Annotated in this window: 21 protein-coding genes; 15 read left to right on the top strand and 6 right to left on the bottom strand. The window is 62.8% G+C overall.

The window, feature by feature from the left end; genetic code table 11:
• The first annotated feature begins 91 nt into the window (after positions 1-91).
• The 3 genes from hrcA to ADIAG_RS14355 are packed head-to-tail and all read left to right on the top strand — an operon-like array spanning position 92 to position 3,085.
• Positions 92-1,105, top strand: a complete 1,014-nt coding sequence (gene hrcA / locus ADIAG_RS14365; protein ID WP_007272122.1) for a heat-inducible transcriptional repressor HrcA — start codon at positions 92-94, stop codon at positions 1,103-1,105.
• Between the two features lie 49 nt (positions 1,106-1,154).
• Complete coding sequence (dnaJ, locus tag ADIAG_RS14360) at positions 1,155-2,291, top strand: molecular chaperone DnaJ (protein ID WP_007272121.1); 1,137 nt, start codon at positions 1,155-1,157, stop codon at positions 2,289-2,291.
• Positions 2,288-3,085 (top strand): 16S rRNA (uracil(1498)-N(3))-methyltransferase, encoded by a 798-nt coding sequence (locus ADIAG_RS14355; RefSeq protein WP_007272120.1) that lies wholly within the window; start codon positions 2,288-2,290, stop codon positions 3,083-3,085. Before dnaJ ends, ADIAG_RS14355 begins: the two co-directional genes overlap by 4 nt.
• Before the next feature lie 85 nt (positions 3,086-3,170).
• Here the strand turns inward: ADIAG_RS14355 and ADIAG_RS14350 are convergent, their stop codons facing one another.
• Positions 3,171-4,100, bottom strand: coding sequence for a GerMN domain-containing protein (locus tag ADIAG_RS14350; protein WP_007272119.1), 930 nt, complete (start codon positions 4,098-4,100; stop codon positions 3,171-3,173).
• A 392-nt stretch (positions 4,101-4,492) separates the two neighbouring features.
• Here ADIAG_RS14350 and ADIAG_RS14345 point away from each other — a divergent pair, with 392 nt between their 5' ends.
• The 7 genes from ADIAG_RS14345 (at position 4,493) to ADIAG_RS14315 (ending at position 12,054) form a co-directional block, all read left to right on the top strand.
• Entirely contained in the window at positions 4,493-5,608 is a 1,116-nt protein-coding gene (locus tag ADIAG_RS14345) for a PhoH family protein (RefSeq protein ID WP_407636055.1), read from the top strand.
• Positions 5,605-6,078: an rRNA maturation RNase YbeY gene (gene ybeY / locus ADIAG_RS14340; RefSeq protein WP_007272117.1), complete on the top strand. Its 474-nt coding sequence runs from the start codon at positions 5,605-5,607 to the stop codon at positions 6,076-6,078. The genes ADIAG_RS14345 and ybeY overlap by 4 nt, the downstream gene beginning before the upstream one ends.
• A complete protein-coding gene (locus tag ADIAG_RS14335; protein ID WP_007272116.1) occupies positions 6,078-7,388 on the top strand; it encodes a hemolysin family protein in 1,311 nt (436 codons plus the stop codon). Before ybeY ends, ADIAG_RS14335 begins: the two co-directional genes overlap by 1 nt.
• On the top strand, positions 7,385-8,356 hold the full coding sequence (gene era, locus ADIAG_RS14330) for a GTPase Era (protein WP_007272115.1): 972 nt from the start codon (positions 7,385-7,387) through the stop codon (positions 8,354-8,356). The genes ADIAG_RS14335 and era overlap by 4 nt, the downstream gene beginning before the upstream one ends.
• Before the next feature lie 272 nt (positions 8,357-8,628).
• The gene (leuA, locus tag ADIAG_RS14325) at positions 8,629-10,368 is read left to right on the top strand and encodes a 2-isopropylmalate synthase (RefSeq protein WP_007272114.1); all 1,740 of its coding nucleotides are present in this window, start codon (positions 8,629-8,631) and stop codon (positions 10,366-10,368) included.
• A 112-nt stretch (positions 10,369-10,480) separates the two neighbouring features.
• A complete protein-coding gene (recO, locus tag ADIAG_RS14320; protein ID WP_043475252.1) occupies positions 10,481-11,233 on the top strand; it encodes a DNA repair protein RecO in 753 nt (250 codons plus the stop codon).
• On the top strand, positions 11,230-12,054 hold the full coding sequence (locus ADIAG_RS14315) for an isoprenyl transferase (protein WP_007272112.1): 825 nt from the start codon (positions 11,230-11,232) through the stop codon (positions 12,052-12,054). The genes recO and ADIAG_RS14315 overlap by 4 nt, the downstream gene beginning before the upstream one ends.
• A 14-nt stretch (positions 12,055-12,068) precedes the next feature.
• Here the strand turns inward: ADIAG_RS14315 and ADIAG_RS14310 are convergent, their stop codons facing one another.
• Positions 12,069-13,256: an alpha/beta hydrolase gene (locus ADIAG_RS14310; RefSeq protein WP_007272111.1), complete on the bottom strand. Its 1,188-nt coding sequence runs from the start codon at positions 13,254-13,256 to the stop codon at positions 12,069-12,071.
• A gap of 61 nt (positions 13,257-13,317) precedes the next feature.
• Between ADIAG_RS14310 and ADIAG_RS14305 the strand changes: the two genes are divergently transcribed.
• Positions 13,318-14,409, top strand: a complete 1,092-nt coding sequence (locus ADIAG_RS14305; RefSeq protein ID WP_007272110.1) for a quinone-dependent dihydroorotate dehydrogenase — start codon at positions 13,318-13,320, stop codon at positions 14,407-14,409.
• A 76-nt stretch (positions 14,410-14,485) separates the two neighbouring features.
• Here ADIAG_RS14305 and ADIAG_RS21650 read toward each other — a convergent pair whose 3' ends face one another.
• The 4 genes from ADIAG_RS21650 to ADIAG_RS14290 form a co-directional block, all read right to left on the bottom strand.
• Positions 14,486-14,629 (bottom strand): hypothetical protein, encoded by a 144-nt coding sequence (locus ADIAG_RS21650; RefSeq protein ID WP_007272109.1) that lies wholly within the window; start codon positions 14,627-14,629, stop codon positions 14,486-14,488.
• A 258-nt stretch (positions 14,630-14,887) separates the two neighbouring features.
• Positions 14,888-16,423, bottom strand: coding sequence for a choline-sulfatase (gene betC, locus ADIAG_RS14300; RefSeq protein WP_007272108.1), 1,536 nt, complete (start codon positions 16,421-16,423; stop codon positions 14,888-14,890).
• 1,032 nt (positions 16,424-17,455) lie between these two features.
• The gene (locus ADIAG_RS20385; protein WP_152426176.1) at positions 17,456-17,662 is read right to left on the bottom strand and encodes a hypothetical protein; all 207 of its coding nucleotides are present in this window, start codon (positions 17,660-17,662) and stop codon (positions 17,456-17,458) included.
• A gap of 332 nt (positions 17,663-17,994) precedes the next feature.
• The gene (locus tag ADIAG_RS14290; protein WP_007272106.1) at positions 17,995-18,582 is read right to left on the bottom strand and encodes a DUF3043 domain-containing protein; all 588 of its coding nucleotides are present in this window, start codon (positions 18,580-18,582) and stop codon (positions 17,995-17,997) included.
• A gap of 71 nt (positions 18,583-18,653) precedes the next feature.
• On the opposite strand from ADIAG_RS14290, the gene ADIAG_RS14285 reads away from it, so the two are divergent.
• The 4 genes from ADIAG_RS14285 (at position 18,654) to ctaD (ending at position 23,354) form a co-directional block, all read left to right on the top strand.
• Positions 18,654-20,063, top strand: a complete 1,410-nt coding sequence (locus tag ADIAG_RS14285) for a dipeptidase (RefSeq protein ID WP_007272105.1) — start codon at positions 18,654-18,656, stop codon at positions 20,061-20,063.
• A gap of 108 nt (positions 20,064-20,171) precedes the next feature.
• Complete coding sequence (locus ADIAG_RS14280; protein WP_007272104.1) at positions 20,172-20,546, top strand: HesB/IscA family protein; 375 nt, start codon at positions 20,172-20,174, stop codon at positions 20,544-20,546.
• Positions 20,547-20,753: 207 nt separating this feature from the next.
• Entirely contained in the window at positions 20,754-21,629 is an 876-nt protein-coding gene (gene ctaC, locus ADIAG_RS14275; RefSeq protein WP_043475205.1) for an aa3-type cytochrome oxidase subunit II, read from the top strand.
• Between the two features lie 6 nt (positions 21,630-21,635).
• A complete protein-coding gene (gene ctaD / locus ADIAG_RS14270) occupies positions 21,636-23,354 on the top strand; it encodes an aa3-type cytochrome oxidase subunit I (RefSeq protein WP_007272102.1) in 1,719 nt (572 codons plus the stop codon).

The following is a 23,354-nucleotide window of genomic DNA, read 5'->3' as shown; positions in this document are numbered from 1 at the left end:
CAACTTGTCCTCCCGGGGTCCGACGCCCCACCACGGGCTGCAACAATGCCCGGAGGGCCAAGGGGGAACTGTTTGTCAGGAGAGGGTGGGGATGACCGAACCGCGTCGGCTCGAAGTCCTTCGAGCCATCGTCGAGGACTATGTGCAGTCCCGTGAGCCCGTAGGCTCCCGTGCGCTGCTCGATCGGCACAACCTCGGCGTTTCCGCCGCCACGATCCGTAACGACATGGCGTCCTTGGAAGAAGAGGGCTTGATCGTCGCCCCGCACACCTCTTCCGGACGGATCCCCACCGAAAAGGGTTACCGGCACTTCGTGGACCAGATCGGTGACATCAAGCCGCTCTCTTCCGCGGAAAGACGTGCGATTGCCGCACTGCTCGAGGGCTCCCACGATGTGAACGACGTATTGGAAAATACCGTGCGGTTGCTGGCAGGGATCACCCGTCAGGTGGCCCTGATTCAGGTTCCGCACTATTCCAATGCGACGGTGCGCCACATCGAACTGGTTGGTCTCGGTGCCGGGCAGACGCTGGTGGTGCTCATCGCCTCCAGCGGCAAGGTCGACCAGCGGGTGATCCTGTTGCCCTCCCCGGTGGGCGAAGACGAGCTAGGCAGGCTGCGTACGCTGCTGCTCTCGGTGCTCGGCTCCAAGCCGATCTCACAGGTGGAACGGCTCTCGAACGGGATCAGCGATCTCCTTGATCCGCGCCTGGTCCCGGCGGCCACGGCCGTCACCGAGGCGCTGGGGGCCTTGGCCCGTAATTCGGCGGTGGATCGGATCATCACCGCCGGCACCGCGAACCTGGCCCGTTCCAATATTGATTTCCCGCTGAGCATCACCCCGGTGCTCGAAGCACTGGAAGAACAGGTGGTGCTCTTGCGCCTGTTCTCGGAGCTGGAGCAAGACGCCCACGGGATCGCCGTGGGCATCGGCACCGAAAACCAGTACGGTCCGCTGACCGAGGCCTCGGTGGTCGCCACCGGCTACGGCCCCGGTGAACAGGCCATGATCGGGGTGCTGGGACCCACGCGGATGAACTATCCGACCTCGATGGCCGCGGTGCGTGCCGTGGCCCGATATCTTTCCAGAATCCTGGCCGGCTGATGCAGGTCAATACAATTTTTTTGAAGCACGAAAGGACACAGCGAGCACTGTGAGCACCCATTACGAAGTCCTGGGCGTCAACAAGGACGCAACTGGCGAAGAAATCAAGAAGGCCTACCGCAAACTGGCCCGCAAGCTGCACCCGGATGTGAACCCGGGTGAGGACGCGAGCGAGAAATTCAAGCTGGTCACCCGCGCCTACGAGGTGCTCTCCGATACCGACAAGCGCGCCAACTACGACGCCACGGGCAACGAGAACGGCAACGGCCAAACCGGCTTCGGCGGCGGGGGAGGCTTTGGCGGCGGAGGCGGCTTTGGGGACATCTTCGAGCAGTTCTTCGGTGGCGGCGGAGCCCAGGGACCGGCATCGCGCACCCAGCGCGGCCGTGATGCGCTGATCACCGCCACCATCGATCTGGCCGACGCCGTCGCCGGGACCGTGTACCCGCTGGAAATGGAAACAGCAGTCACCTGCAAGACCTGTGAAGGCAGCTGCTGCCGCCCGGGTAGCTCGCCGGTGACCTGCACCATCTGCCGCGGTGCCGGACAGGTGCAGCGCCCGGTGCGTTCCTTCCTGGGCCAGATGATGACGGTGGAAACCTGTGCTGCCTGCCGCGGCTACGGCACCACCATCGATGACCCGTGCATCGACTGCAACGGCCAGGGACGCATCCGTGAACGCATCTCCAAGCAACTCAAGGTACCCGCCGGCGTAGCCAGCGGCACCCGCATCCACCTGGCCAACCAGGGCGAGGCGGGACCCGGCGGAGGACCCAACGGTGACCTCTACGTTGAGCTCGAGGTCCGCCGGCACAAGATCTTCGAACGCGACGGCGTTGACCTGCACGCACGCATGAACGTACCGATGACGGCAGCTGCTCTCGGTGCCGACCTGGAACTGGAGACCTTCGATGGCCTCCAAGTGATCGAGGTCGAATCCGGGTCTCAGTCCGGGGACACCGTGCGACTGACCGGTCTGGGCGTTCCGCGGCTGCGCGGCGGCAAGCGCGGGGACATCATCGTGCACCTGCAGGTTGAGACCCCCACCAAGGTTGATGCCGCACAGCGCGAGCTGCTGGAGCAGCTGGCCAAGCTGCGTGGCGAGGAATTCGCCGAGGGCCGCATGGAAAACAGCGGCGGCATGTTCTCCCGCCTGCGCGGGAAGCTGGGCAACCTGGGCGCATGAGCAACCAGTGTTTCTTTCTGGCTCCGGGTGAACTCGACGATGCCCGCGTAGGCACCGAACTGTGCCTCGAGGGGCCCGAGGGCCACCACGCGGTCACGGTCAAGCGCGTGCGCGTGGGGGAACTGATCGATCTGGTGGACGGCGGCGGGGCCCGAGCCGTTGCCGAAGTGACAGGCACGGAGAAGGCTTCCCTGGTGGGAGTCGTGCGCGATATTCAGCGCGAGCCCCGGCCGCCGGTGGCCATCACCCTGGTGCAGGCACTGGCCAAGGGCGATCGCGACCTGCAGGCCGTGGAATCGGCCGTGGAACTGGGCATCGACGCGGTGACTCCGTGGCAGTCCGAGCGTTCGATCGTACGCTGGAATGAAGCCAAGGCCGCTAAGGCGCACGCCAAGTGGGAATCCACGGTGCTGGCCGCGGTTAAGCAGTCCAGGCGCACCTTCCGCCCCGAGGTCCGCCCGATGCTGACCAGCGCCGCACTGACCCATGAGATTGCCGGGCGCATGGCCGGTGGTGCACCGACATTGGTGGTCATCCTGCATGAGGCGGGAACCGATTCGCTGGCCGGCACCGTGAACCGCTGGCTGGAAGCGAACCCCGCCACCCAGGAAACCGCCGGGGACCCGGAGATCATGCTGGTGGTGGGTCCCGAGGGCGGGATCACCGATGCTGAACTAGAGAAGTTCGTGGCAGCCGGCGCCCGAGTGGCGCTGCTGGGCCAGCATGTGTTGCGTGCCTCCACTGCCGGTCCCGCCGCGCTGGTGCTGGTCCGCCACCTGCTGGGCCAACTTTAGGCCCCAACACGAGAAACCACACAGAAGCACCCCCGGAGGAATTCCTCCGGGGGTGCTTCTGCTGTAACTACTTCTTGAGGTGTTGCTACTTTGAGACGGTGAAATCTTTGGTCTCGGTCCCGGCATGCTTACCCGTGGCGGCATCAACACCCCAGACGGAGAACGTGTATTCACCCGGGGAGAGCACGTAGGTGAAGGAGAACTCGTTCTGGTCCAGCGACTGCCCACCGGTGTGCAGATCACCCGAGGCCACCACCGCGTCGGAGGCCTCGGCCGGGTCGCGGCTGGTGATTTCCCAAAATTCCCCACCGGAGAAGGCTGCGCTGACGCCGTGGAAAGTGACTTGGCCGGACTTTGTGCTCCTGCCGAATTGCGGGTCAATGACCCACAGTGCCGCGGCCAATCTAATGTCGCGCACGAAGTTATGGTCCAGCGGGACTTGTCCGAAGGCGTTGTATCCCGACACCCCGTCGACCAGGATCCGCACGCTGGGCTGGAGCCCTTCGGTGAGGATGCCGGCGTTGGAGGCCGCCGCCGTTGCCGTGTACACCAGTTGCGCGATCGTGCGTTCGGCCAGGCCCTTGTCGAGTTTCGAACCGAAGGCCTTTTCGGAGAGATCCACGGTGATCACGTTGTCCGGGCTCACCGAGGCGCCGACCGTGGTGCTGGGACGCCAGGCGCTGAAGTAGCGCGGGTCCTGAGGCTTGTGCGAGAGCATGTACCCGATCGAATCCGCGATGGGATCCGCCGCGCCCTGGATCTCGACGAACTCGCGGTAAAGGGAGACCGTTCCGTCGGTCTCCGCCAACCAATACACCGGAAGGTGCGTGGTGGTGTTCAACGATTCCATCTCCGCGGAAGACTGCGGGGTGGGGGCTTGGAGGCTGGTCGCCGCCTTGGGCATGCTGTATTGCTCTCCCGGGCTCCCCACGCCGCAGGCGGCGAGGGTGCCAAGCACCGCGGTGAGCCCCAGCACCACAAGACGGGTTCTGGGGGAACGGGACGAATGAGACATCGGAATGGCAAAGCTCTCTGAAATATTGCGGCGGGGAACAGGTGGAACCAGGGTGCATGGGGAATGCCGTCTCCGGTTCCATTCCACCTTGGCATAACTTGGCTACCGTTAGGTAGGGAATTGCCGCTTTGGGCAGGACCGTTGCCCGATTGATATCTGCGGGGCTTAGTTGTTTCCGAATCGTTGCACATTTGCTTCAGATTCCTCTCGTGGGCGGGTTTCGACGGGTGTGAGCGGGGCCACTGCGCGCGCTTGATACTGCCTCAGGTGACTGGGGCACGGCATGGTCGGCGGCGTTCCAAGATAGGATTGTCCTTGTACGGGGAAACGTGGTGGCGGAGGGTCCGCGGATGCCAATTGCCCGTGCGGAATGCGGAGGCTGCAACAGTCGTATGGACCAACAAGTGAGCCAGGAGGACCGGCCGCGGGGAACCGACGCGCTGGTCCAATTCGACAGTTCAGACCAAATGGTCGCCACGCTCGGTGCGCACGATGAACTGCTGCGCGTCATCACCGGCGCCTACCCGAACGTGGAACTGCACGCCCGCGGCAACGACCTACGGGTCAGCGGCGAACCCACCCAGGCGCACAAGGCCCTGCGCGTGATCTCCGAGGCACGCACGCTGGCCGGAAACGGCACCCGCATCTCCGCCCAGACCATCGAACAGCTCGTGCGGATGCTGGAGAGCTCCGATGCGCCCGACGCCCAATCGGTGCTGGGGATGAAGATCCTCTCCGGCCGTGGCAAGGCCATCCGAGCCAAGACCGTGAACCAGAAGTCCTACGTTGACGCCATCGACGAGAACACCGTGATCTTCGGCATCGGTCCGGCCGGAACCGGCAAGACCTACCTGGCCATGGCCAAGGCCGTCGCAGCGCTGCAAGCCAAGGAGGTCAGCCGCATCATCCTGACCCGCCCGGCCGTCGAAGCCGGGGAAAAGCTCGGTTTCCTGCCCGGCACCCTCACCGACAAGATAGATCCCTACCTGCGCCCGCTGTACGACGCACTGCACGACATGATCGAACCCGATTCAATGCCCCGACTGCTGGCAGCGGGCACCATCGAGGTCGCCCCGCTGGCCTACATGCGCGGGCGCACGCTCAACGACGCCTTCATCATCCTGGACGAGGCACAGAACACCACGCCCGAACAGATGAAGATGTTCCTCACCCGGCTCGGTTTCGGATCCAAGATCGTGATCACCGGGGACATCACCCAGATTGATTTGCCCGGCGACACCAAGTCCGGGCTGCGGGTGGTCACCGAGATCCTTGAGGGCGTGGATGACATTGCCTTCTGCGAACTCGACGCCACCGATGTGGTCCGCCACCGGCTGGTCGGTTCCATCGTCAGCGCCTACGAGCGCTGGACCGCACGCCAGGATCCTAACTTCAACCGTTCCAAGGCCCGGGCCCGCCGCAGTGCGGGAACCGTACAGGCCACTGCGAACAACATGATCAGCAAACGACAGGGCCCCGGGCCCGCAGCACAGGAGCATTCGGCATGAGCGTAGAGGTCAACAACGAGTCGGGGATCGACGCGGACCTTGAGCGTGTCAGCGCCCTGGGCCGCCACATCCTCACCGAGCTTTATGTGCACCCGGAAACAGACGTGTCGATCATCCTGCTCGATGAAGAGCCGATGAGTGCGCTGCATGTGGAATGGATGGACCTGGACGGGCCCACCGACGTGATGAGCTTCCCCATGGACGAGTTGCGTCCCGGGGTCCCGGGCTCACCCACCGAGGCCGGCATGCTCGGAGACATCGTGATCTGCCCGCAGGTCGCCACCACCCAGGCCCAGGCAGGCGGTCACAGCGTGGAGGACGAGATCCTGCTGCTGGCCACCCATGGCATGCTGCACCTGCTGGGCTTTGACCATGCCGAGGCAGAGGAGAAAGAGATCATGTTCTCCCTGCAACGGTCGCTGCTTGAAGGATTCCTTGGCCGTCCAGCTCCCCGGGAGACGATGGACTAGTGACCGCGATCATCCTCGCGTTATGCGCACTGGTCTTCATCCTGTGCGCCGCCTTGCTCACCGCCGCCGAGTCTGCCTACCTGGATCTTTCCCGCCAGCAGGCCGAAGCGCTGCGCGGCGAATTATCCAAAAAACATCTGGGCAATATCCTGGCCGATGCCCTCAGCCATACCCACGCGGTACGCTTTTGGCGCATCTGGTTCGAGACCGCCTCGGCCGTCTCTGTTGCACTGTTCTACCATGAGCGACTCCAGAACGTGTGGCTGGTCGGACTGCTGGCCACCATCACGATGGCCGCGGTCGGCTTCGTGCTGGTCGGGGTCTCCCCGCGTCGCTTCGGCCGCTCGCACGCCGAGTCCGTGGTGCGTTACACCGCCCCTCTGGTGCGCTTCCTGCGTGTGGTCCTGGGACCACTGCCGGCCTGGCTGGTGGACATCGGCAAGGCCATGAGCCCGCGCTCGGTGGCCGAAGACGAAGGCTTCCTGTCCAAGGAACGCCTGCGCGATCTGGTCGATCGGGCCACCGAGGGCGACGAGCTCGAAGACGAAGCCGCGGAGATCATTAACTCGGTCTTCGACATGGAGGACACCTACGTCCGGTCGGTGATGGTCCCGCGCACCGACATGGTCACCATCGACAAGGGGCAGGACCTGAATGTGGCCATGGCACTGTTCCTGGCCTCGGGTGCCTCACGCATCCCGGTGATCGGGGAGGATGCCGATGACATCTTCGGCATCGTCTACCTCAAGGACGTCGCCTACAAGCTGCACCTGGAACCCGACACCGCAGACCTCGTCGAAGATTTGGCCCGCAAGACCCGCTACGTGCCCGAATCCAAGTCCGTGGCCGAGCTGTTGCCCGAGCTACAAAGGGAATCCACCCACATGGCCATCGTGGTCGACGAATACGGCGGAACCGCCGGACTGGTCACCTTAGAGGACCTCATTGAGGAAATCGTGGGGGAGATCGACGACGAGTACGACCGGGCGAAGATCGATATTGATGACCTCGGAGACGGCAGCTTCGTGGTGCGCGCACATACCGCCATCGACGAACTGGGCGAACTGTTCGACATCGAAATCGATGAGGACGAGGTCGACTCGGTCGGCGGGCTGCTGGGCAAGGTGCTCGAATCGGTCCCGGTGCTCGGCTCCCACGCCAGCTTCGAAGGCATTGAAATGAAGGTCCTCTCGCTGAGCGGACGACGCAACAGAATCGGCAAGATTCTGGTGCGCAAGGTAGTTGAACAAACCACGACCGGCGAACTAAACGCCGACAAGGATGCACGGCATCACAAGGAGCAGTCATGAGCCGGAACAACCCCACCCCCGCATTGATGCCCGAGGGCGGCTGGCCCAAGGACTTCCGCGCCGGATTCACCTCCTTCGTGGGCCGGCCCAACGCGGGCAAATCAACACTGACCAACGCCCTGGTTGGGCAGAAGGTCGCCATCACCTCGGCAAAGCCGCAGACCACCCGGCACACCATCCGCGGCATCGTGCACCGGTCCGACGCCCAGCTGATCCTGGTCGACACCCCCGGACTGCACCGTCCGCGCACGCTGCTGGGCCAGCGCCTCAACGACCTGGTTGCCGACACCCTCTCCGAGGTCGACGCCATCGGCTTCTGCCTGCCGGCCAACGAGAAGATCGGCCCCGGGGACAGATTCATCGCCACGCAGCTGGCGCAACTGCAGAAGAAGCCGATCGTCGCGATCGTGACCAAGGCCGACACCGTTGACCGTGCCGCCCTGATGGCCCAGCTGATGGCCGTCACACAATTGGGTGTCGACACCCTAGGCGAAGACGGCTGGGCCGCGATCGTGCCGGTCTCGGCCACCGGGGACTTCCAGATCTCCGAGGTCGCCGACGTGCTGGTGAAGCAGATGCCGCTGTCCCCACCGCTGTACCCGGACGGGGAACTGACCGACGAGCCCGAGGCCAAGATGGTCTCCGAGCTGATCCGCGAGGCCGCCCTGGAGGGTGTGCGCGACGAGCTTCCGCACTCCTTGGCCGTGGTCGTGGAGGAAATGGTCCCGCGCGAGGGACGCCCGGAAGACAGCCCGCTGCTGGATGTGCGCGTCAACCTGTATGTGGAGCGTCCCAGCCAGAAAGCCATCGTCATCGGCAAGGGCGGGGCCCGGCTGCGCGACGTAGGCACGCGTTCGCGCAAGGGCATCGAGGCGTTGCTGGGCACCCGGGTCTACCTGGACCTGCACGTGAAGATCGCCAAGGAATGGCAGCGCGATCCCAAGCAGCTGGGCAAGCTCGGCTTCTAGGCCCGCCAGCAACATCAGCGAAAGGGGTACCTCCGGATCCGTCCGGAGGTACCCCTTCGCTATGTGACACACACCTGCAACAAATCGTGACGCACTGCATGAGGCTGCCTTCTCGGTGTTATGTTAAATAGATGCATTTCGGACTACTTCTACTAAGCCGCCGCGGCGAGAACCACACAGGACTCTAACGCGTCCTTCGGCCGACCCCTCGCTGCGGAGTCACCCACTGTCACGGCCCACTTTCGCACCACCAAGGAAAAGGCCCACAAGAAATGCAAAACATGCAAAAGACCTCTGGAATGCCCGTCCACAAATATGTGCCGTTCCAAGAGCAGATCAACGTCTCGCTGCCTGACCGCACCTGGCCGGACAAATACATCACCACCGCCCCGCGCTGGTGCGCAGTTGACCTGCGTGACGGAAACCAGGCCCTGATCGACCCGATGAGCCCCGAACGCAAGCACAAGATGTTTGACCTGCTGGTCAAGATGGGCTTCAAGGAAATCGAGGTCGGGTTCCCCTCGGCGTCGCAGACCGACTTCGACTTCGTCCGCCAGCTCATCGAGCGCGGCATCCCGGACGATGTGACCATCCAGGTCCTCACCCAATCCCGCGAACACCTGATCGAGCGCACCTACGAGGCACTCGAAGGTGCCAAGCAGGCCATCGTGCACCTGTACAACTCCACCTCGGTGCTCCAGCGCCGTGTGGTCTTCAACCAGGACCAGGATGGGATCGTCGACATCGCCCTGACCGGGGCCCGGCTGTGCAAGAAGTACGAGGAGCAGCTCACCGGCACCAAGATCACCTACGAATACTCGCCCGAGTCCTTCACCGGAACCGAGCTCGAGTTCGCCAAGCGCATCTCCGACGCCGTGGCCGAGGTGCTGGAGGCCTCCCCGGAAAACAAGATGATCCTGAACCTGCCGGCGACAGTGGAAATGGCCACCCCCAACGTGTACGCCGACTCGATCGAGTGGATGCACCGGAACCTGGCCAACCGCGACTCCATCGTGCTCTCCCTGCACCCGCACAACGACCGCGGCACCGGCGTTGCCGCAGCCGAGCTCGGCTACCTGGCCGGCGCCGACAGGATCGAAGGCTGCCTCTTCGGCAACGGTGAGCGCACCGGCAACGTCGACCTGGTAACCCTGGGCATGAACCTCTTCGGCCAGGGCATCGACCCGATGATCGACTTCTCCGACATGGACGAAATCCGCCGCACCGTCGAATACTGCAACCAGCTGCCCGTCGCCGAGCGCAGCCCCTACGGCGGAGACCTGGTCTTCACCGCATTCTCCGGCTCCCACCAGGACGCCATCAAGAAGGGCTTCGAATCCATGGAGGCCGACGCCAAGGCGGCCGGCAAGACCATCGACGAGATCCCCTGGGGCGTGCCGTACCTGCCGATCGACCCGAAGGACATCGGACGCTCCTACGAGGCAGTGATCCGTGTGAACTCGCAGTCCGGCAAGGGCGGGGTCGCCTACCTGCTCAAGAACGAGCACTCCTTGGATCTGCCGCGCCGCGCGCAGATCGAATTCTCCTCAGTCATCCAGCGCAAGACCGACGGCGAAGGCGGGGAAATTTCCGCGGCCGAGATCTGGAACGTATTCCAGGACGAGTACCTGCCGGTCACCGAGGGCTCGGACGCACAGGATTGGGGCCGCTTCAAGCTCGGTTCGGCCACCGCGGAAACCGCCGAAGACGGCAGCTTCGTCTTGACCGCCACCCTGCTCATCGACGGGGTGCCGCACCACCGCACCGCCGCAGGCAACGGGCCGATCAACGCCCTGGTGAACATCCTGGGCAACGAAGGTGTCGACGTGCGGGTGCTGGACTTCACCGAACATGCGCTCTCCGAGGGTGGGAACGCCTCCGCGGCGGCCTACGTCGAGGCAGCCGTGGGCGAACGCGTGCTCTGGGGTGTGGGCGTTGATACCAACACCACGATGTCCTCGCTGAAGGCAGTGGTTTCGGCAGTCAACCGGGCGGTCCGCGACCTGGCCTAGGCTCCGCGGGCGAACCGCCAGCGGTTGCTCACCTAACGATCCGGCCCCCGGGTGCCACACCAACAGGTGGTGATGCACTCGGGGGCCGGCTTTGTCTGGGATAATCATGGACGTGTCACGATCATCCTTCGCAGCCAAGAGCTACCGCACCCGCGGCATTGTCCTGCGCACCCACAAGCTCGGGGAAGCCGATCGGATCATCACGCTGCTGAGCCCCGAGTTCGGGGTAGTGCGTGCGGTGGCCAAGGGCGTGCGGCGTACCAGCTCCAAGCTGGGCGCCACCCTTGAACCCTTCATGGAGGTCGACGCGCAGATCGTCGCCGGGCGCTCGCTACACACCATCATTCAAGCCCAACTGCGCCACCCCTACGGGCAGGCACTGGTCGCTGACTACCCCGCCTACACCGCCGGGGCGGCCATGCTGGAAACCGCCGAACGACTCACCGACGCCGACGCCGATTCCATTGCCCCCCAATACCGGTTGCTGCACGGAGCACTGGCCACCCTGGCCCGCGGTGGACACGAACCCGGCACGGTGCTGGACTCCTATCTGCTGCGCGCCTTGGCTTCGGCCGGCTGGGCGCCGAGCTTCACCCACTGCGTGCGCTGCGGTGAGGTGGGTCCGCACGGGGCAGTGAACATCCCACTGGGCGGGGCCGTCTGCCACGACTGCCGTCCGTCCGGGTCTAGCTCCCCGGCCCCCGAAACCATGGCGCTGCTCGCCGCGCTGCTGACCGGCGACTGGGCCATCATCGACGCCGCGGAGCCCGCCGCCCGCGCCCAGGCCGCAACGATCACCACCAACTACCTGCAATGGCACCTAGAACGCGCAGTGAAATCCCTCAAACTCGTGGAGAGACAATGAGCAAAGCCCTCAAGATCACCGGCAAGCCCGGACGTATCGTCCCGGCCGCACGGCCAGGGCAGAGCCCGATGCCCTACATTCAGCCCGAGCTGATCCCGCAGCATGTGGCGATCGTGATGGACGGCAACGGGCGCTGGGCCAACGCGCGCGGCCTGGCCCGCACCGAGGGTCACCGGGCCGGGGAAGCGGCACTGCTCGACGTGATGGCCGGTGCCGTGCAGATGGGTATCAAATATGTGTCCGTCTACGCTTTCTCCACCGAGAACTGGAAGCGCAGCCCCGAGGAGGTCCGTTTCCTGATGGGGTTCTCCCGCGACGTGCTGCGTCGCCAGCGTGACACCCTGAGCAGTTGGGGTGTGCGCATCCGCTGGGCCGGCCGCGAACCGCGGCTCTGGCGTTCGGTGGTCAACGAGCTCAAGGCAGCCGAGGAACTCACCAAGGCCAACCAGAGCTGCCAGCTGACCATGTGCGTGAACTATGGGGGACGGGCGGAGATCGCAGACGCGGTGAAGGCCATCGCCGAACAGGTCGCCGCAGGAAAACTGAAGCCCTCACAGGTCACCGAGAAGACCGTTGCCAAGCACCTGGACGAGCCCGAGATGCCGGACGTGGATTTGTTCCTGCGCACCAGCGGCGAGCAGCGCACCTCCAATTTCCTGCTCTGGCAGTCCGCCTACGCGGAGATGGTGTTCATCGATGAATTGTGGCCCGACGTCGATCGCACCACGCTGTGGGCCGCGGTGCGCGAATACGCCAGCCGCGACAGGCGCTACGGTGGAGCGGTGGACAAACCGGCACACTCCACAGGCGCCCAGGCATAATTCCTAGAGCCCGGCTATACGCTGCGCTCCGCGGTGGACCGCAGATAGCCCGAGCCCCAACGGTCCATCGCCGCGTAGGCGGCCGCCCGCGGGTCGGGCAATGAGGAAAACACATCGTGCATGGCGCCGTCCAACATCACGTTGGTGACCTCGCGACCCAACTTCAGGGAACGCTCGCGCACCACATTGACCTCCAGCACACTGTCGTTGTGCAGCATCGATTCGTCGAAGCTGGTACCCAGATGCGAGGTCTTGGAGGTCATCACCAACACCGGGATCCGAATATCCAGGCCTTTGGACACCTCCCGGTGCCCGGCCATCACCGCGGCGATCCAACCGGCGGTCACGGGGAATGAAAGCGGCGGCCTCCAGTGCCGATGCAGGTCCCAGGAACCATGCGAGAGTCGGGAGAGCGTGCGCCAATAGTTGTCGCTTTCGGGCAAATGCAGCTTCGCCCGCGGCCGCAACCGGGCAATGGGATCGACCACACCGGATGCTGCATACCGGACCAGGTAGCTGCCCTGCATCTCCAGCCAGGGACTATTCAGCACCAGCGCGGCGAAGGCCGTGGGGTTCCGGTTGACCCACAGGCTGGCAATCAACCCGCCGGTGGAGTGGGCCACGCACACCCCAATGGCATCCTCACCTTCCAGGGTACGGATCATCGCTAAGGCCGCTTCCAGATCAGCATCGTACTCATCCAATGCGGAGGTGTATCCCGGGTCCAGGTGGTAGGCGCGTAGGCTGCGCCCGTAGCGGCGTAGATCTAGCGCGTAAAACGCGTAGCCGCGCGCTTCCCAGTGTTTGGCCTGCTCGGTGTTGTAGAAGTAGTCGCTCCACCCGTGTAGGGCCAGCACAAATCGGCGGGGCTCGGCCGGTGCGCCGCTTCTTGGGGCGGCCGCTGCGTGGCCGCCGGGAAAAAGTCCCCGTAGCGCGGTGCCAAACCGGGACAGCGCCCGCGTGAGCGTCGACGTTTGTGGGCCCGTGGCATCCGCTGCCCGGCGATAGCGCACCAGCGTCGCGCACAGTTCGCCCTCGGCATCCCGACCCAGTGGCAGGGTCGTGTAGTCGAACCCCTCACCGAGGATGTCCGACTCCCAGGCCCCCGGGTCGGTGCTCGGGGAAAAGTCGGGCCAGTCGGTGCTGGGATCCGACTCCGGCGTGGGAGGACGGGTGGAATCGGGGGAGGGGACATGCGACATATGTTGAGCATAACGAACGCCAAGTTGTTTCGAACGGCACCCACGGGGAAGACTAGGATCCATGCGCATATACCCCACGATTTTCCGGTTGCTTTTCCAGAAGATGGATCCGGAGAAGGCCCACCACTTTTCCTTTGACGCCCTGCGGATCGCGGAGAAGGTCGGGGTGTCGGTGATCGCCCGGAAGCTGTGTCTCCCCGATGCCTCGCTGCGCCGCACCGTGATGGGCATCGATTTCCCTTCCCCGTTCGGTCTGGCCGCCGGGTTCGACAAGGAGGGGGCGGGCATCCTGGCCCTGGCCGACCTCGGGTTCGGTCACGTGGAGGTCGGTACCATCACCGGTGCCGCGCAGCCGGGCAATGAAAAGCCTCGGCTCTTTCGCCTCGTGGAGGACAAAGCGGTGATCAACCGGATGGGGTTCAACAACGACGGAGCACGCGCCGTAGCACCGCGCATCCGCGCCGCACGCCTGGCCCTGGCCACCCGCTTCGGCTCGCACCGTCCGGTGATCGGAGTGAACATCGGCAAGACCAAAACCGTGGAGCTGGAACAAGCGAACGAGGACTACCTGGTCTCCACCCGGGAACTGGCCGTACATGCCGACTACCTGGTGGTCAACGTGTCATCGCCCAATACCCCGGGCCTCCGCCTGCTCCAGGGTATTGAAACCCTGCGCCCCCTGCTGACCGCCGTCGGTGTCGAAGCCGACCGGGTGGCCGGACGCCATGTGCCGCTGCTGGTGAAGATTGCCCCAGATCTGGACGACGCGGATATCGCGGACGTTGCCACCCTGGCCACCGAGTTGGGTCTCGATGGCATCATCGCCACCAACACCACCATTGAACGCCAGCCGCTGACCTCCGACGCGTTCAAGGTCGCCGAGATCGGTGCCGGTGGGCTGAGCGGAGCCCCGCTCAAGGCCCGTTCGTTGGCGGTGCTGAAGATCCTGCGCGCAAAGGTCCCGGCCGGGATGGCCATCATTTCCGTGGGCGGAGTGAGCACCGGAGAAGACGTCATCGAACGCCTAAGCGCCGGCGCAGACCTAGTCCAGGGTTACACAGCGTTCCTGTATGAGGGTCCGGCATGGGTTAGGGGCATCAACAAGGCCCTGGCCAAGGCGCTCGCTCAGGGCCGTTCGCTGTCCAAGGCGTAGCACCGCAAGACATCGCGGGTCCCGGATGCGAAGGCGTCCGGGACCCTGGTCAATCCTTGACCGGTGTCAAGCGGTCTCACAGTTCTTCTTTCGAAGAAGTGGACCTAGCTATGCTGCCATCGCGCGAATACTCACGCGGGCTGATCTGGGCCATGATGAGGTGCTCCTTGAGGGTGGCATCGCTGTGCAACAGTTGATTGGTGCTCTGCCGAAGACTCATCCTTTCTCCTTTTAGGCTCAAATAACACCTGAGATGCCTTCTAGGACCAGATCCCCGCCGACCGCTAAGACCTTGTATTAACCGAGCGGACAGGGGTTCCGGTTGCTGTTCTGATCTTGCGAAGGTCGCGAGGGCGATGCGCAGGATCATTCCTGCGCGACGTCAACGCACGATTCGGTGAGACTTCCGCAAGCCCGGTGCAATCAATGGAACCGGCGGGTGACGATGAACGGGGGATGACGCTGTAGGCCCTTTGGTTCATACGGACGGATCGGAAATCGTCCCATAGGCCAGAGAATTCCAGAAGTCACCGCGGACGTAGCGTTGCTCGGGCCTGGGTTCGAAGTCCCAGTGGTGTGCCCTTCCCTGTTGCAGGGCCTGGGCAACCAGCTGCCGATTGGACTGACTTGCCAGGACTCCGGATTCGAGGGCGTCAAGGTCGTAGCGGGCTTCGACGCCCTTGTGCAACTGTGCGATCACATCCGCATACTGCGGATCCGCTGCCCGATTCCGCAATTCGTCCGGGTCCTCGGCCAGATCGAAGAGTTGATCCGGGTCCCCGGGGCACACGACGAATTTGAACCGGCCGCGGACGAAAGTTATCTGCGGACGGTACGTACCTTCCGCCAGATACTCGATCACGATGTCGCGCGCCTCGGGGGCGACATCGCCCGAGAGCTCACGGCGGATGGATTCCAGTAACGACAGGCCGGTTGTCCTTGCCTCCGGTGCGCCGGAAAGCTCGACCAGCGTCGGCATGAGGTCAAGGAGACACACCGGGTTCGCGAATCGTCCCCTGGGTACCAGTTTCTCCGCGCCATGCATGATCAGCGGCACGCGGGACGATTGCTCGTAGGGTGACATCTTGAACCACAGGCCCTTCTCGCCGAGCATGTCTCCGTGGTCACTGGTAACGATGATTACCGTGTTGTCGGCCAACCCCAGATCCTTGAGCCGCCCGTGGATCCGACCAATGTGGTCATCAATGTAGCTGACTGCCGCGTAATACGCGCGACGGGCCCTACGAACCTTGTCGATGCTTGGGTCGCGCGTGTCGAACCCGCTCATCGCCCGTAGTCGATGGGTATGCGGATCATGGTCAGCGTGAGGCACTGAAGGGTTCTTGGGGTCCGGGATCGATTCTCCTTCGAAACGATCCCAGTGCTCGCGCGGCGGTTCATACGGGTCGTGCGGGTGGATGAATGAAGCCACCATGAGAAAGGGGAGGTCCTCTCCGGCGGCCTGGTTTGCCCTGACCCGGTCATTCAGGTGGCGGAGCGCACGAAAACCGACTTCATCGTCGAAATCTTGTTGCACCGTCGCCTTCGAAACCCCGGCGTTGAAGACCGCATCAGCATCGTGGTACCACTGCATCCGCTGGTCTAGCGACCGGGTCCAGTCCGGCACCATATCAAGATCTGCCGGATAGACATCTGTCGTTAAACGTTCCTCGAACCCGTGCTGTTGATCGGGGCCGATGAAGTGCATTCGGCCGATTAAAGTGGTGTGATAGCCGACTGCTCGCAGGCGATGCGCAAAGGTCGGCGCGGAGGCCGCAAAGTCATCGCCGTTGTCATAGCAATCGATCTCGGAGGGCATCATTCCCGCCATCATTGAGGCCCGAGACGGCGCACATAACGGGGTGTTGCAGTAGGCCCGCTCGAACACCGCACCATCTTCTGCCAGGGCGTCGATGTTCGGGGTTTTAGCTGCCTTATCACCGTAGGCGCCCAGAGCTTGGGCTGCCATCTGGTCGGCTTGGATGACTACGATATTCGGTCGTTTCTGAGCCATGAGAATTCCTATCTGTGAAGGTGCGCATGAAATTGCTGTCGCCCGTTGCGGGCGACGCCAAATGCGGTGTATCTGATCTTTCGCAGCATACGGAAAAGCTGGTATTGCCACGGCGGCGCGATTAGTGGATCCGACCAGCGCTAAAAGCCACGGGGACGAAGGCCCCATGCTTCCTGCTTCTGTCCAAACGTTGCGCTATAGCCACAGCCATAGCGGACAAGCCGCTTGCCTAAGAATTGGTTGCCAGAGCGCTGGCGCGGGGGACACCCGTTATCGCAAAGGGCGCTAAAAAGTAGCCTGAAGGAGTCGTTCAAAAAATGTGCGTGGTGGCGAACAAGTAACTAGCTCTGCAGACCTGACGTGACTCCGAAGGGGAATCTAGCGGTCTTTAGGGCTCGCCGCCCCACCATCCGATTGCAGCTGCTGTCCATGAGTCATTCGCATATCCCAGAGTGGGGAACGAGGGGAAAGACTTCCTCAGATTGCGAAAGATGACCGAAGCCTCGACTCTAATTGCACGTCCACGCCTGCGGCGGTGGGATGCGAATAAAGTGGGGTTCATCATGGGATAGGACACTAGCCCGTCGATAAATTACTGTCAACGGGGCGATGTCTTGTCCAAATCTGCACGCGAAGTGGGCAGAGCGTGTACATGGCAGAGGGTTCACGCGATGCTGGTCAGTTACTTGGGGACATCGAGAGGTGACGGTTCACTTAGCACCATGCCGTGGTCGGTCAGGATCCTTTGCACTACCCGAGGGAGGCGGTGTCCGTCTTGACGAACACCAGGGCCACCCCAAGTAGATGACCAGAACGAAGCGGGAATGCACATCCAGGAGCTGGAGGATCACGCACTCACGTACGGGGATGGGCACACGAACCCGCGGTATGCGGCCCCGGGGGGCCTTCTTCGGTGGTTGGAGACGTGGCATGTTCTTTTCGCGAAAGATATATGCCAATGAGACCACGGATGAGGACGGCATCTTCAGCGGACACTTACTTGTCGTGCACGCTGATAGCTCGGTGGCCCAATCAGGAGCATTCCAGGGCGGCCGGGAGGTTCGCCGCCTCTTGCTTGAGTTCCTTGGCGAGTATCTTGGGCGAGGCCTTCGAGCGCCACAAGCGGGAGTTCGGGGCAGCGGCCTGGTGCTTCCTACGCGTACCGGCCCGGACCGCGGAGAACGTCTTGCTGGTGGTGCCATGCTCGGAGCAGCGTGCGGTGACGGGCCCGTATGGCACGTCATCGGTTGATCGGGCGATGGCAAGCCGGATAGGAACATCGCCAGGATCGTTCCCATGTACCAAGCATTCTTTATGCTCGTGTGCCATGCCGGTCAAAGCCGTATTGTTCCTCGGGAGGTGCCACGACCGAAACCTGTCGAAGTGTCACTGATCCTTGTGACGGTGCTGTCGCCGCTGGCCTGAGACGGCGAATTTGTGAGAACTGTCAACGCCTACTTCTTGGCTACCAACGGGCATGAGAAAGGCGTGTGGCTTCCGGTGCAGGACAATAATTCCTGGCTCCGGAGGCCACACGCCTTGGTGTGGTTTCATGAACGCTGGTGCGTAGGTTAGAGGCGCGGTTCTTCTCCGCGGCGGACCTGAGGCTTGGGCAGGCGCAGCTTGCGGAACTGCATGCCGCGCATCACCGCGTACCAGACGACGCCGCGGTCTACTGCGTCGTAGCGGGCCACCAGGCCCTTCTTCAGACCGCGGGTCATGAAGAAGGAATCGATAACGACCGCTACCACCAGGAACCAGAGTGCGAAGGTGATGTAGGCCGAAACCTGTGGGTACTTCGTCAAGCTCAGGGTGATGATGAGGAATGCGAACACCGCGAACATCAGGTACTCGCCGACCATGAATCGGCGGTCGACGTAGTCGCGGGCGAAGCGCTTCTGCGGTCCCTGGTCGCGGGCCGCCATGAAGCGCTCGTCACCGGTCTCGTTGGCGAGGCGCATGCGGTTCTGCGCTTCAAGGCGTGAATTGCGCTGGGCCGCACGCGCGAGCTTGCGGTCCGTTGGAACCAGGGGTCGCTGGTTCTGCGCCTGCTGCACGCTGCGCTTCGGGGTCGGGGCATTTTTGCCTACGGGCTTTGTGGTCTCTTCTGTGGGGGCGTCTACGGAAGCCGCCTGATCCTTCTTGCGTCCAAACACCATTTCAGTCTAGCGTGCGCACGGCGCGCCGTGCGCATCGAAGACACCGATGGTGCAGTTGTAGGCTTTCTCGTATGACTACCAAGAATACCGCCGACCCGGCGTCCTTTGGCGTGGATCGCGCCTCGTTGAGCAACCACGTCGACACGGATTTTGACCGTATCGTGACCGAATTGAGCCAGCTGGTGGCCATCCCGGGCATCGCCTGGGATTCCTTCGACCCGGACCAGCTGGACCGCAGTGCCGAGGCCGTGGCCCAGCTGGTCCGCGATGCGGGCATGGAGCAGGTTGAGATCCTGCGGGTTCCCACCGCTTCGGGAGCCATGGGTGGACCGGCCATCGTGGCCAACCGCCCGGCCCGCGACTCCAAGCCCACCATTCTGCTTTATGCCCACCACGACGTTCAGCCCCCGGGCGATGAGGAGCTATGGAACACCTCGCCCTTCACGGCCACAGAAATCGATGGTCGCCTGTACGGACGAGGGGCCGCCGATGACAAGGCAGGGATCATGGTGCATATTGCCGCCCTGCGCGCGGTCCTGGATTCGGTGGAGGACTTCGGCCTGGGCGTCACCTTCTTCCTTGAGGGTGAAGAGGAGGCCGGCTCGCCGAGCTTCCGCCAATTCCTCGAAACCCACCGCGACCGGCTGGAAGCCGATGTGATCGTGGTGGCCGACTCCTCGAACTGGAAGGTCGGGGTCCCGGCGCTGACCACTTCGCTGCGCGGCATGGTCGGGGGAGTGGTCGAGGTCCGCACGCTGGACCATGCGGTGCACTCGGGCATGTTCGGCGGACCGGTGCTCGACGCACCGACCGTGGCGGCACGGTTGATCTCCACCTTCCACGATGCACAGGGCAATGTGGCCATCGAGGGTTTGGTCTCCAACGACCATGCGGTGGTCGACTACCCGGAAGAATCCTTCCGGGCCGATTCCTCGGTGTTGGAATCGGTGACGCTGGCCGGGTCAGGGAACCTCGCGGACCGGCTGTGGAACAAGCCGGCGCTTTCGATCATCGGCATGGACATCCCCTCGGTTGCGGTGTCCTCGAATACCTTGCTTCCGATGACCCGTTTCAAGCTGAGTCTTCGCGTGGCCCCGGGGCAGGATCCGGATGCCGCCACCGAAGCAGTGCGCGCGCACATCATGGCCCAAGACCTGGGTGGTGCGCGGGTGAGCTTTGAGGCCGAAGAAGCGGGGCAGTCCTTTGCCACCGATACCTCGGCACCTGCAGCGCAGGCCAGCCTCTGGGCGCTGGGAGAGGCCTGGGGCGTGCCAGCGGTCGAAACCGGCATCGGCGGTTCCATCCCCTTCATCTCGGACCTGCTCGACGTATTCCCGGAAGCACAAATCCTGGTGACCGGAGTGGAGGACCCGGATTCGCGGGCGCACTCGGCCAATGAGTCGCTGCACCTGGGGGATTTCCGTCACGCAATTTTGGCCGAGGCCTTGCTCTTGGCACGCTTGAACAGCCACGGGCTTTAAGCTCTGGGGGCGGGATCGCGACAGTAAGTGCGCAAACGCCGTACCATTGGACAATGAGGGGCCACGCTTGAGGCGTAGCCCAAGTGAGCAGTATATGGAGGATCACGCATGACAACTGCAGCCGATGAAACCACCGCTGACCCGACCGAGCTTCCGAGCCACGAGGTCCAGCTCTCCGATGTCGCAGCAGACAAGGTCCGTTCACTGCTTGAACAGGAAGGCCGCACCGATCTACGGTTGCGCGTCGCCGTTCAGCCAGGGGGATGCTCGGGCCTGATTTACCAGCTCTACTTCGACGAGCGTCTGCTGGAAGGCGACGCAGTGAAGGACTACGAAGGCGTTGAAGTTGTGGTCGACAAGATGAGCGTTCCCTACCTGGACGGTGCCTCGATCGATTTTGAGGACACAATTTCCAAGCAGGGTTTCACCATCGATAATCCCGCAGCCGGTGGATCTTGTGCCTGTGGAGATTCCTTCCACTAAGCCGGAACCAAATACACCGCCCAAACGTTGAGACATCTTCGTTCCCGGGCGGTGTTTTGGTCCGCATTGGCATGCCCGAGAGGGTAAGCTCTACGATAAGTAGTAAAACTATGGTTTTCTTCGACCTCATCAGCGTTGATTCATATTGAGTCCGGCCGCTGGGAGTCGAAGACTCATCTCAGCACCAACAAAGAGGAAGGGCCGTCTGTGAGTTCGCAAGACCGAACCAGCAGCCGCCGGAAAGGCATAGCCAAAGTCATGGCTATCGCCGGCTCCGGTGCGTTGTTGTTGACGGGATGTTCAGCGGAAGTCCAGCGAGGTTGGCTCCCAAACGTCGAACGTGACACCACCAACCACACCGGTATGATCCAGGATCTCTGGGTCAACACGTGGATTACCGTACTTTTGGTCGGTATCTTGACGTGGGGCTTGATGCTCTGGTGCATCATCGCCTACCGCCGTCGCAAGACTGACACTGGCTACCCGCGCCAGCTCAGCTACAACTTGCCTATCGAAATTTTTTACACGGCTGTGCCCCTCGTAATGGTCCTGACGTTCTTCACGTTCTCTGACTCCACCGAGAAGGCCATCAACACACCCGTGGACTCCGAGCTCGTGGTTGATATCCGTGCCAAGCAGTGGGCATGGGACTACAACTACACGTACCAGGACCAGGAAAAGTACGACGCTACCGTGCAGGCACACCTGACCGGTGAGGAAGGCCGTAAGGCCGAGCTTCCGACTTTGGTCCTGCCCGTGGGCAAGACCGTCACGCTCGAGCTGAATAGCCGCGACGTCGTCCACTCGTTCTGGGTCCCGGCATTCCTGCAGAAGCTGGACATGATTCCGGGCCGGACCAACTACATGTACCTCACGCCTGAAGTCGAAGGACAATTCGACGGTAAGTGCGCGGAGCTCTGCGGTGAATACCACTCGGAGATGCTCTTCAACGTGAAGGTAGTCTCCGAAGGTGAATTCCTGAACCACCTGGCCACCCTGAAGGATGGTCACGTCGGCGAGGAATATGACCGCAAGCCGGGCGAGGTCAATCAGCTTTCGGCCCACACCACGGAAGGAAAGTAATCCGTCGTGACTACCTACGAATACGCAACTGACGAGGCTAAGACCCTCGCTCCGCGGGTGGTTCCGGTATCCAAGGGACGCATCGTCGTCAACTGGATCACCTCCACGGACCATAAGACGATCGGGTACATGTACCTGATCTCGTCGTTCATTTTCTTCTGCATCGGCGGTGTGATGGCTCTGGTCATCCGTGCCGAGCTGTTTGAACCCGGTATGCAGATTCTGCAGACCAAGGAGCAGTACAACCAGCTGTTCACCATGCATGGCACCATCATGCTGTTGATGTTCGCGACCCCTCTCTTTGCAGGCTTCGCCAACGTCATGATGCCGTTGCAGATCGGTGCCCCGGATGTGGCCTTCCCGCGTCTGAACGCCCTGGCCTTCTGGTTCTTCTCCTTCGGCTCGACCATCGCGTTGGCAGGCTACCTCACCCCTCAGGGTGCAGCCTCCTTCGGCTGGTTCGCCTATGCACCGCTGTCCAACACGACCTTCAGCCCCGGCGTGGGTGGAGACCTCTGGGTCTTCGGTCTGGCACTGTCGGGCTTCGGCACCATCCTTGGCGCCGTCAACTTCATCACCACGATCATCTGCCTGCGAGCACCTGGAATGACCATGTGGCGCATGTCGATCTTCAGCTGGAATACGCTGATCACCGCGATCCTCATCCTGATGGCCTTCCCGCCGCTGGCAGCTGCTCTGTTTGCCTTGGGCGCGGACCGGCGGTTTGGGGCGCACGTCTTTGACGTCGATGCCGGTGGGCCGATGTTGTGGCAGCACCTGTTCTGGTTCTTCGGACACCCAGAGGTCTACATCATTGCGCTGCCGTTCTTCGGCATCGTCTCGGAGATCTTCCCGGTGTTCTCCCGCAAGCCGATCTTCGGCTACAAGGGTCTGGTCTTCGCGACCATCTCCATTGCGGCACTCTCCGTCTCGGTGTGGGCACACCACATGTACGCCACCGGCCAGGTCATGCTGCCGTTCTTCGGCTTCATGACGATGCTGATCGCCGTACCCACGGGTGTGAAGTTCTTCAACTGGATCGGTACCCTCTGGCGCGGATCGATCACCTTTGAAACCCCGATGCTCTGGAGCATCGGTTTCATGGTGACCTTCCTCTTCGGCGGACTGACCGGCGTCATCTTGGCGGCCCCGCCGCTAGACTTCCACGTCTCGGACACCTACTTCGTGGTGGCACACTTCCACTACGTGGTCTTCGGAACCGTTGTCTTCGCGATGTTCGCAGGCTTCTACTTCTGGTGGCCGAAGTGGACCGGCAAGATGCTCAACGAGCGTCTGGGTAAGATCCACTTCTGGATGCTGTTCGTCGGCTTCCACGGCACGTTCCTGATCCAGCACTGGCTGGGCGTCATCGGTATGCCGCGTCGTTACGCGGACTACATGCCCGAAGACGGGTTCACCACCATGAACCAGTTCTCCACCGTGTTCGCCTTCATCCTGGGCATGTCGATGATCCCGTTCTTCTGGAACGTTTGGGTCACGCACCGCCACGCGAAGTTGGTTACCGTGGATGATCCGTGGGGCTTTGGGGCATCGCTGGAATGGGCAACTTCTTGCCCGCCGCCGCGCCACAACTTCCACTCCATCCCGCGTATTCGCTCCGAGCGTCCGGCGCTTGACCTCCACCACCCGGAGTTGAGCTCGCGCTTGACCCCGGATACCCCGGCGGCCAAGATCTTCGGCCCGGCAGACCAGAAGGATAAGTAG

It is taken from the genome of Paeniglutamicibacter gangotriensis Lz1y (assembly GCF_000348945.1).
In the GTDB taxonomy this organism is placed as follows: Bacteria; Actinomycetota; Actinomycetes; order Actinomycetales; family Micrococcaceae; genus Paeniglutamicibacter; species Paeniglutamicibacter gangotriensis.
Note: the sequence above shows the minus strand (reverse complement) of the source record. Positions and strands in the feature narration are given on the sequence as shown.

What these genes read in the sequence shown, in the direction of transcription:
- ADIAG_RS14310 (WP_007272111.1), bottom strand. Translation starts at nt 13,256, where the DNA reads ATGTCGCATGTCCCCTCCCCCGATTCCACCCGTCCTCCCACGCCGGAG.
- leuA (WP_007272114.1), top strand. Translation starts at nt 8,629, where the DNA reads ATGCAAAACATGCAAAAGACCTCTGGAATGCCCGTCCACAAATATGTG.
- ybeY (WP_007272117.1), top strand. Translation starts at nt 5,605, where the DNA reads ATGAGCGTAGAGGTCAACAACGAGTCGGGGATCGACGCGGACCTTGAG.
- betC (WP_007272108.1), bottom strand. Translation starts at nt 16,423, where the DNA reads ATGGCTCAGAAACGACCGAATATCGTAGTCATCCAAGCCGACCAGATG.
- ADIAG_RS14350 (WP_007272119.1), bottom strand. Translation starts at nt 4,100, where the DNA reads ATGTCTCATTCGTCCCGTTCCCCCAGAACCCGTCTTGTGGTGCTGGGG.
- ADIAG_RS14315 (WP_007272112.1), top strand. Translation starts at nt 11,230, where the DNA reads ATGAGCAAAGCCCTCAAGATCACCGGCAAGCCCGGACGTATCGTCCCG.
- ADIAG_RS14345 (WP_407636055.1), top strand. Translation starts at nt 4,493, where the DNA reads ATGGACCAACAAGTGAGCCAGGAGGACCGGCCGCGGGGAACCGACGCG.
- era (WP_007272115.1), top strand. Translation starts at nt 7,385, where the DNA reads ATGAGCCGGAACAACCCCACCCCCGCATTGATGCCCGAGGGCGGCTGG.
- ADIAG_RS14305 (WP_007272110.1), top strand. Translation starts at nt 13,318, where the DNA reads ATGCGCATATACCCCACGATTTTCCGGTTGCTTTTCCAGAAGATGGAT.
- ADIAG_RS14355 (WP_007272120.1), top strand. Translation starts at nt 2,288, where the DNA reads ATGAGCAACCAGTGTTTCTTTCTGGCTCCGGGTGAACTCGACGATGCC.
- ADIAG_RS21650 (WP_007272109.1), bottom strand. Translation starts at nt 14,629, where the DNA reads ATGAGTCTTCGGCAGAGCACCAATCAACTGTTGCACAGCGATGCCACC.
- ADIAG_RS14290 (WP_007272106.1), bottom strand. Translation starts at nt 18,582, where the DNA reads ATGGTGTTTGGACGCAAGAAGGATCAGGCGGCTTCCGTAGACGCCCCC.
- hrcA (WP_007272122.1), top strand. Translation starts at nt 92, where the DNA reads ATGACCGAACCGCGTCGGCTCGAAGTCCTTCGAGCCATCGTCGAGGAC.
- ADIAG_RS14280 (WP_007272104.1), top strand. Translation starts at nt 20,172, where the DNA reads ATGACAACTGCAGCCGATGAAACCACCGCTGACCCGACCGAGCTTCCG.
- ADIAG_RS14285 (WP_007272105.1), top strand. Translation starts at nt 18,654, where the DNA reads ATGACTACCAAGAATACCGCCGACCCGGCGTCCTTTGGCGTGGATCGC.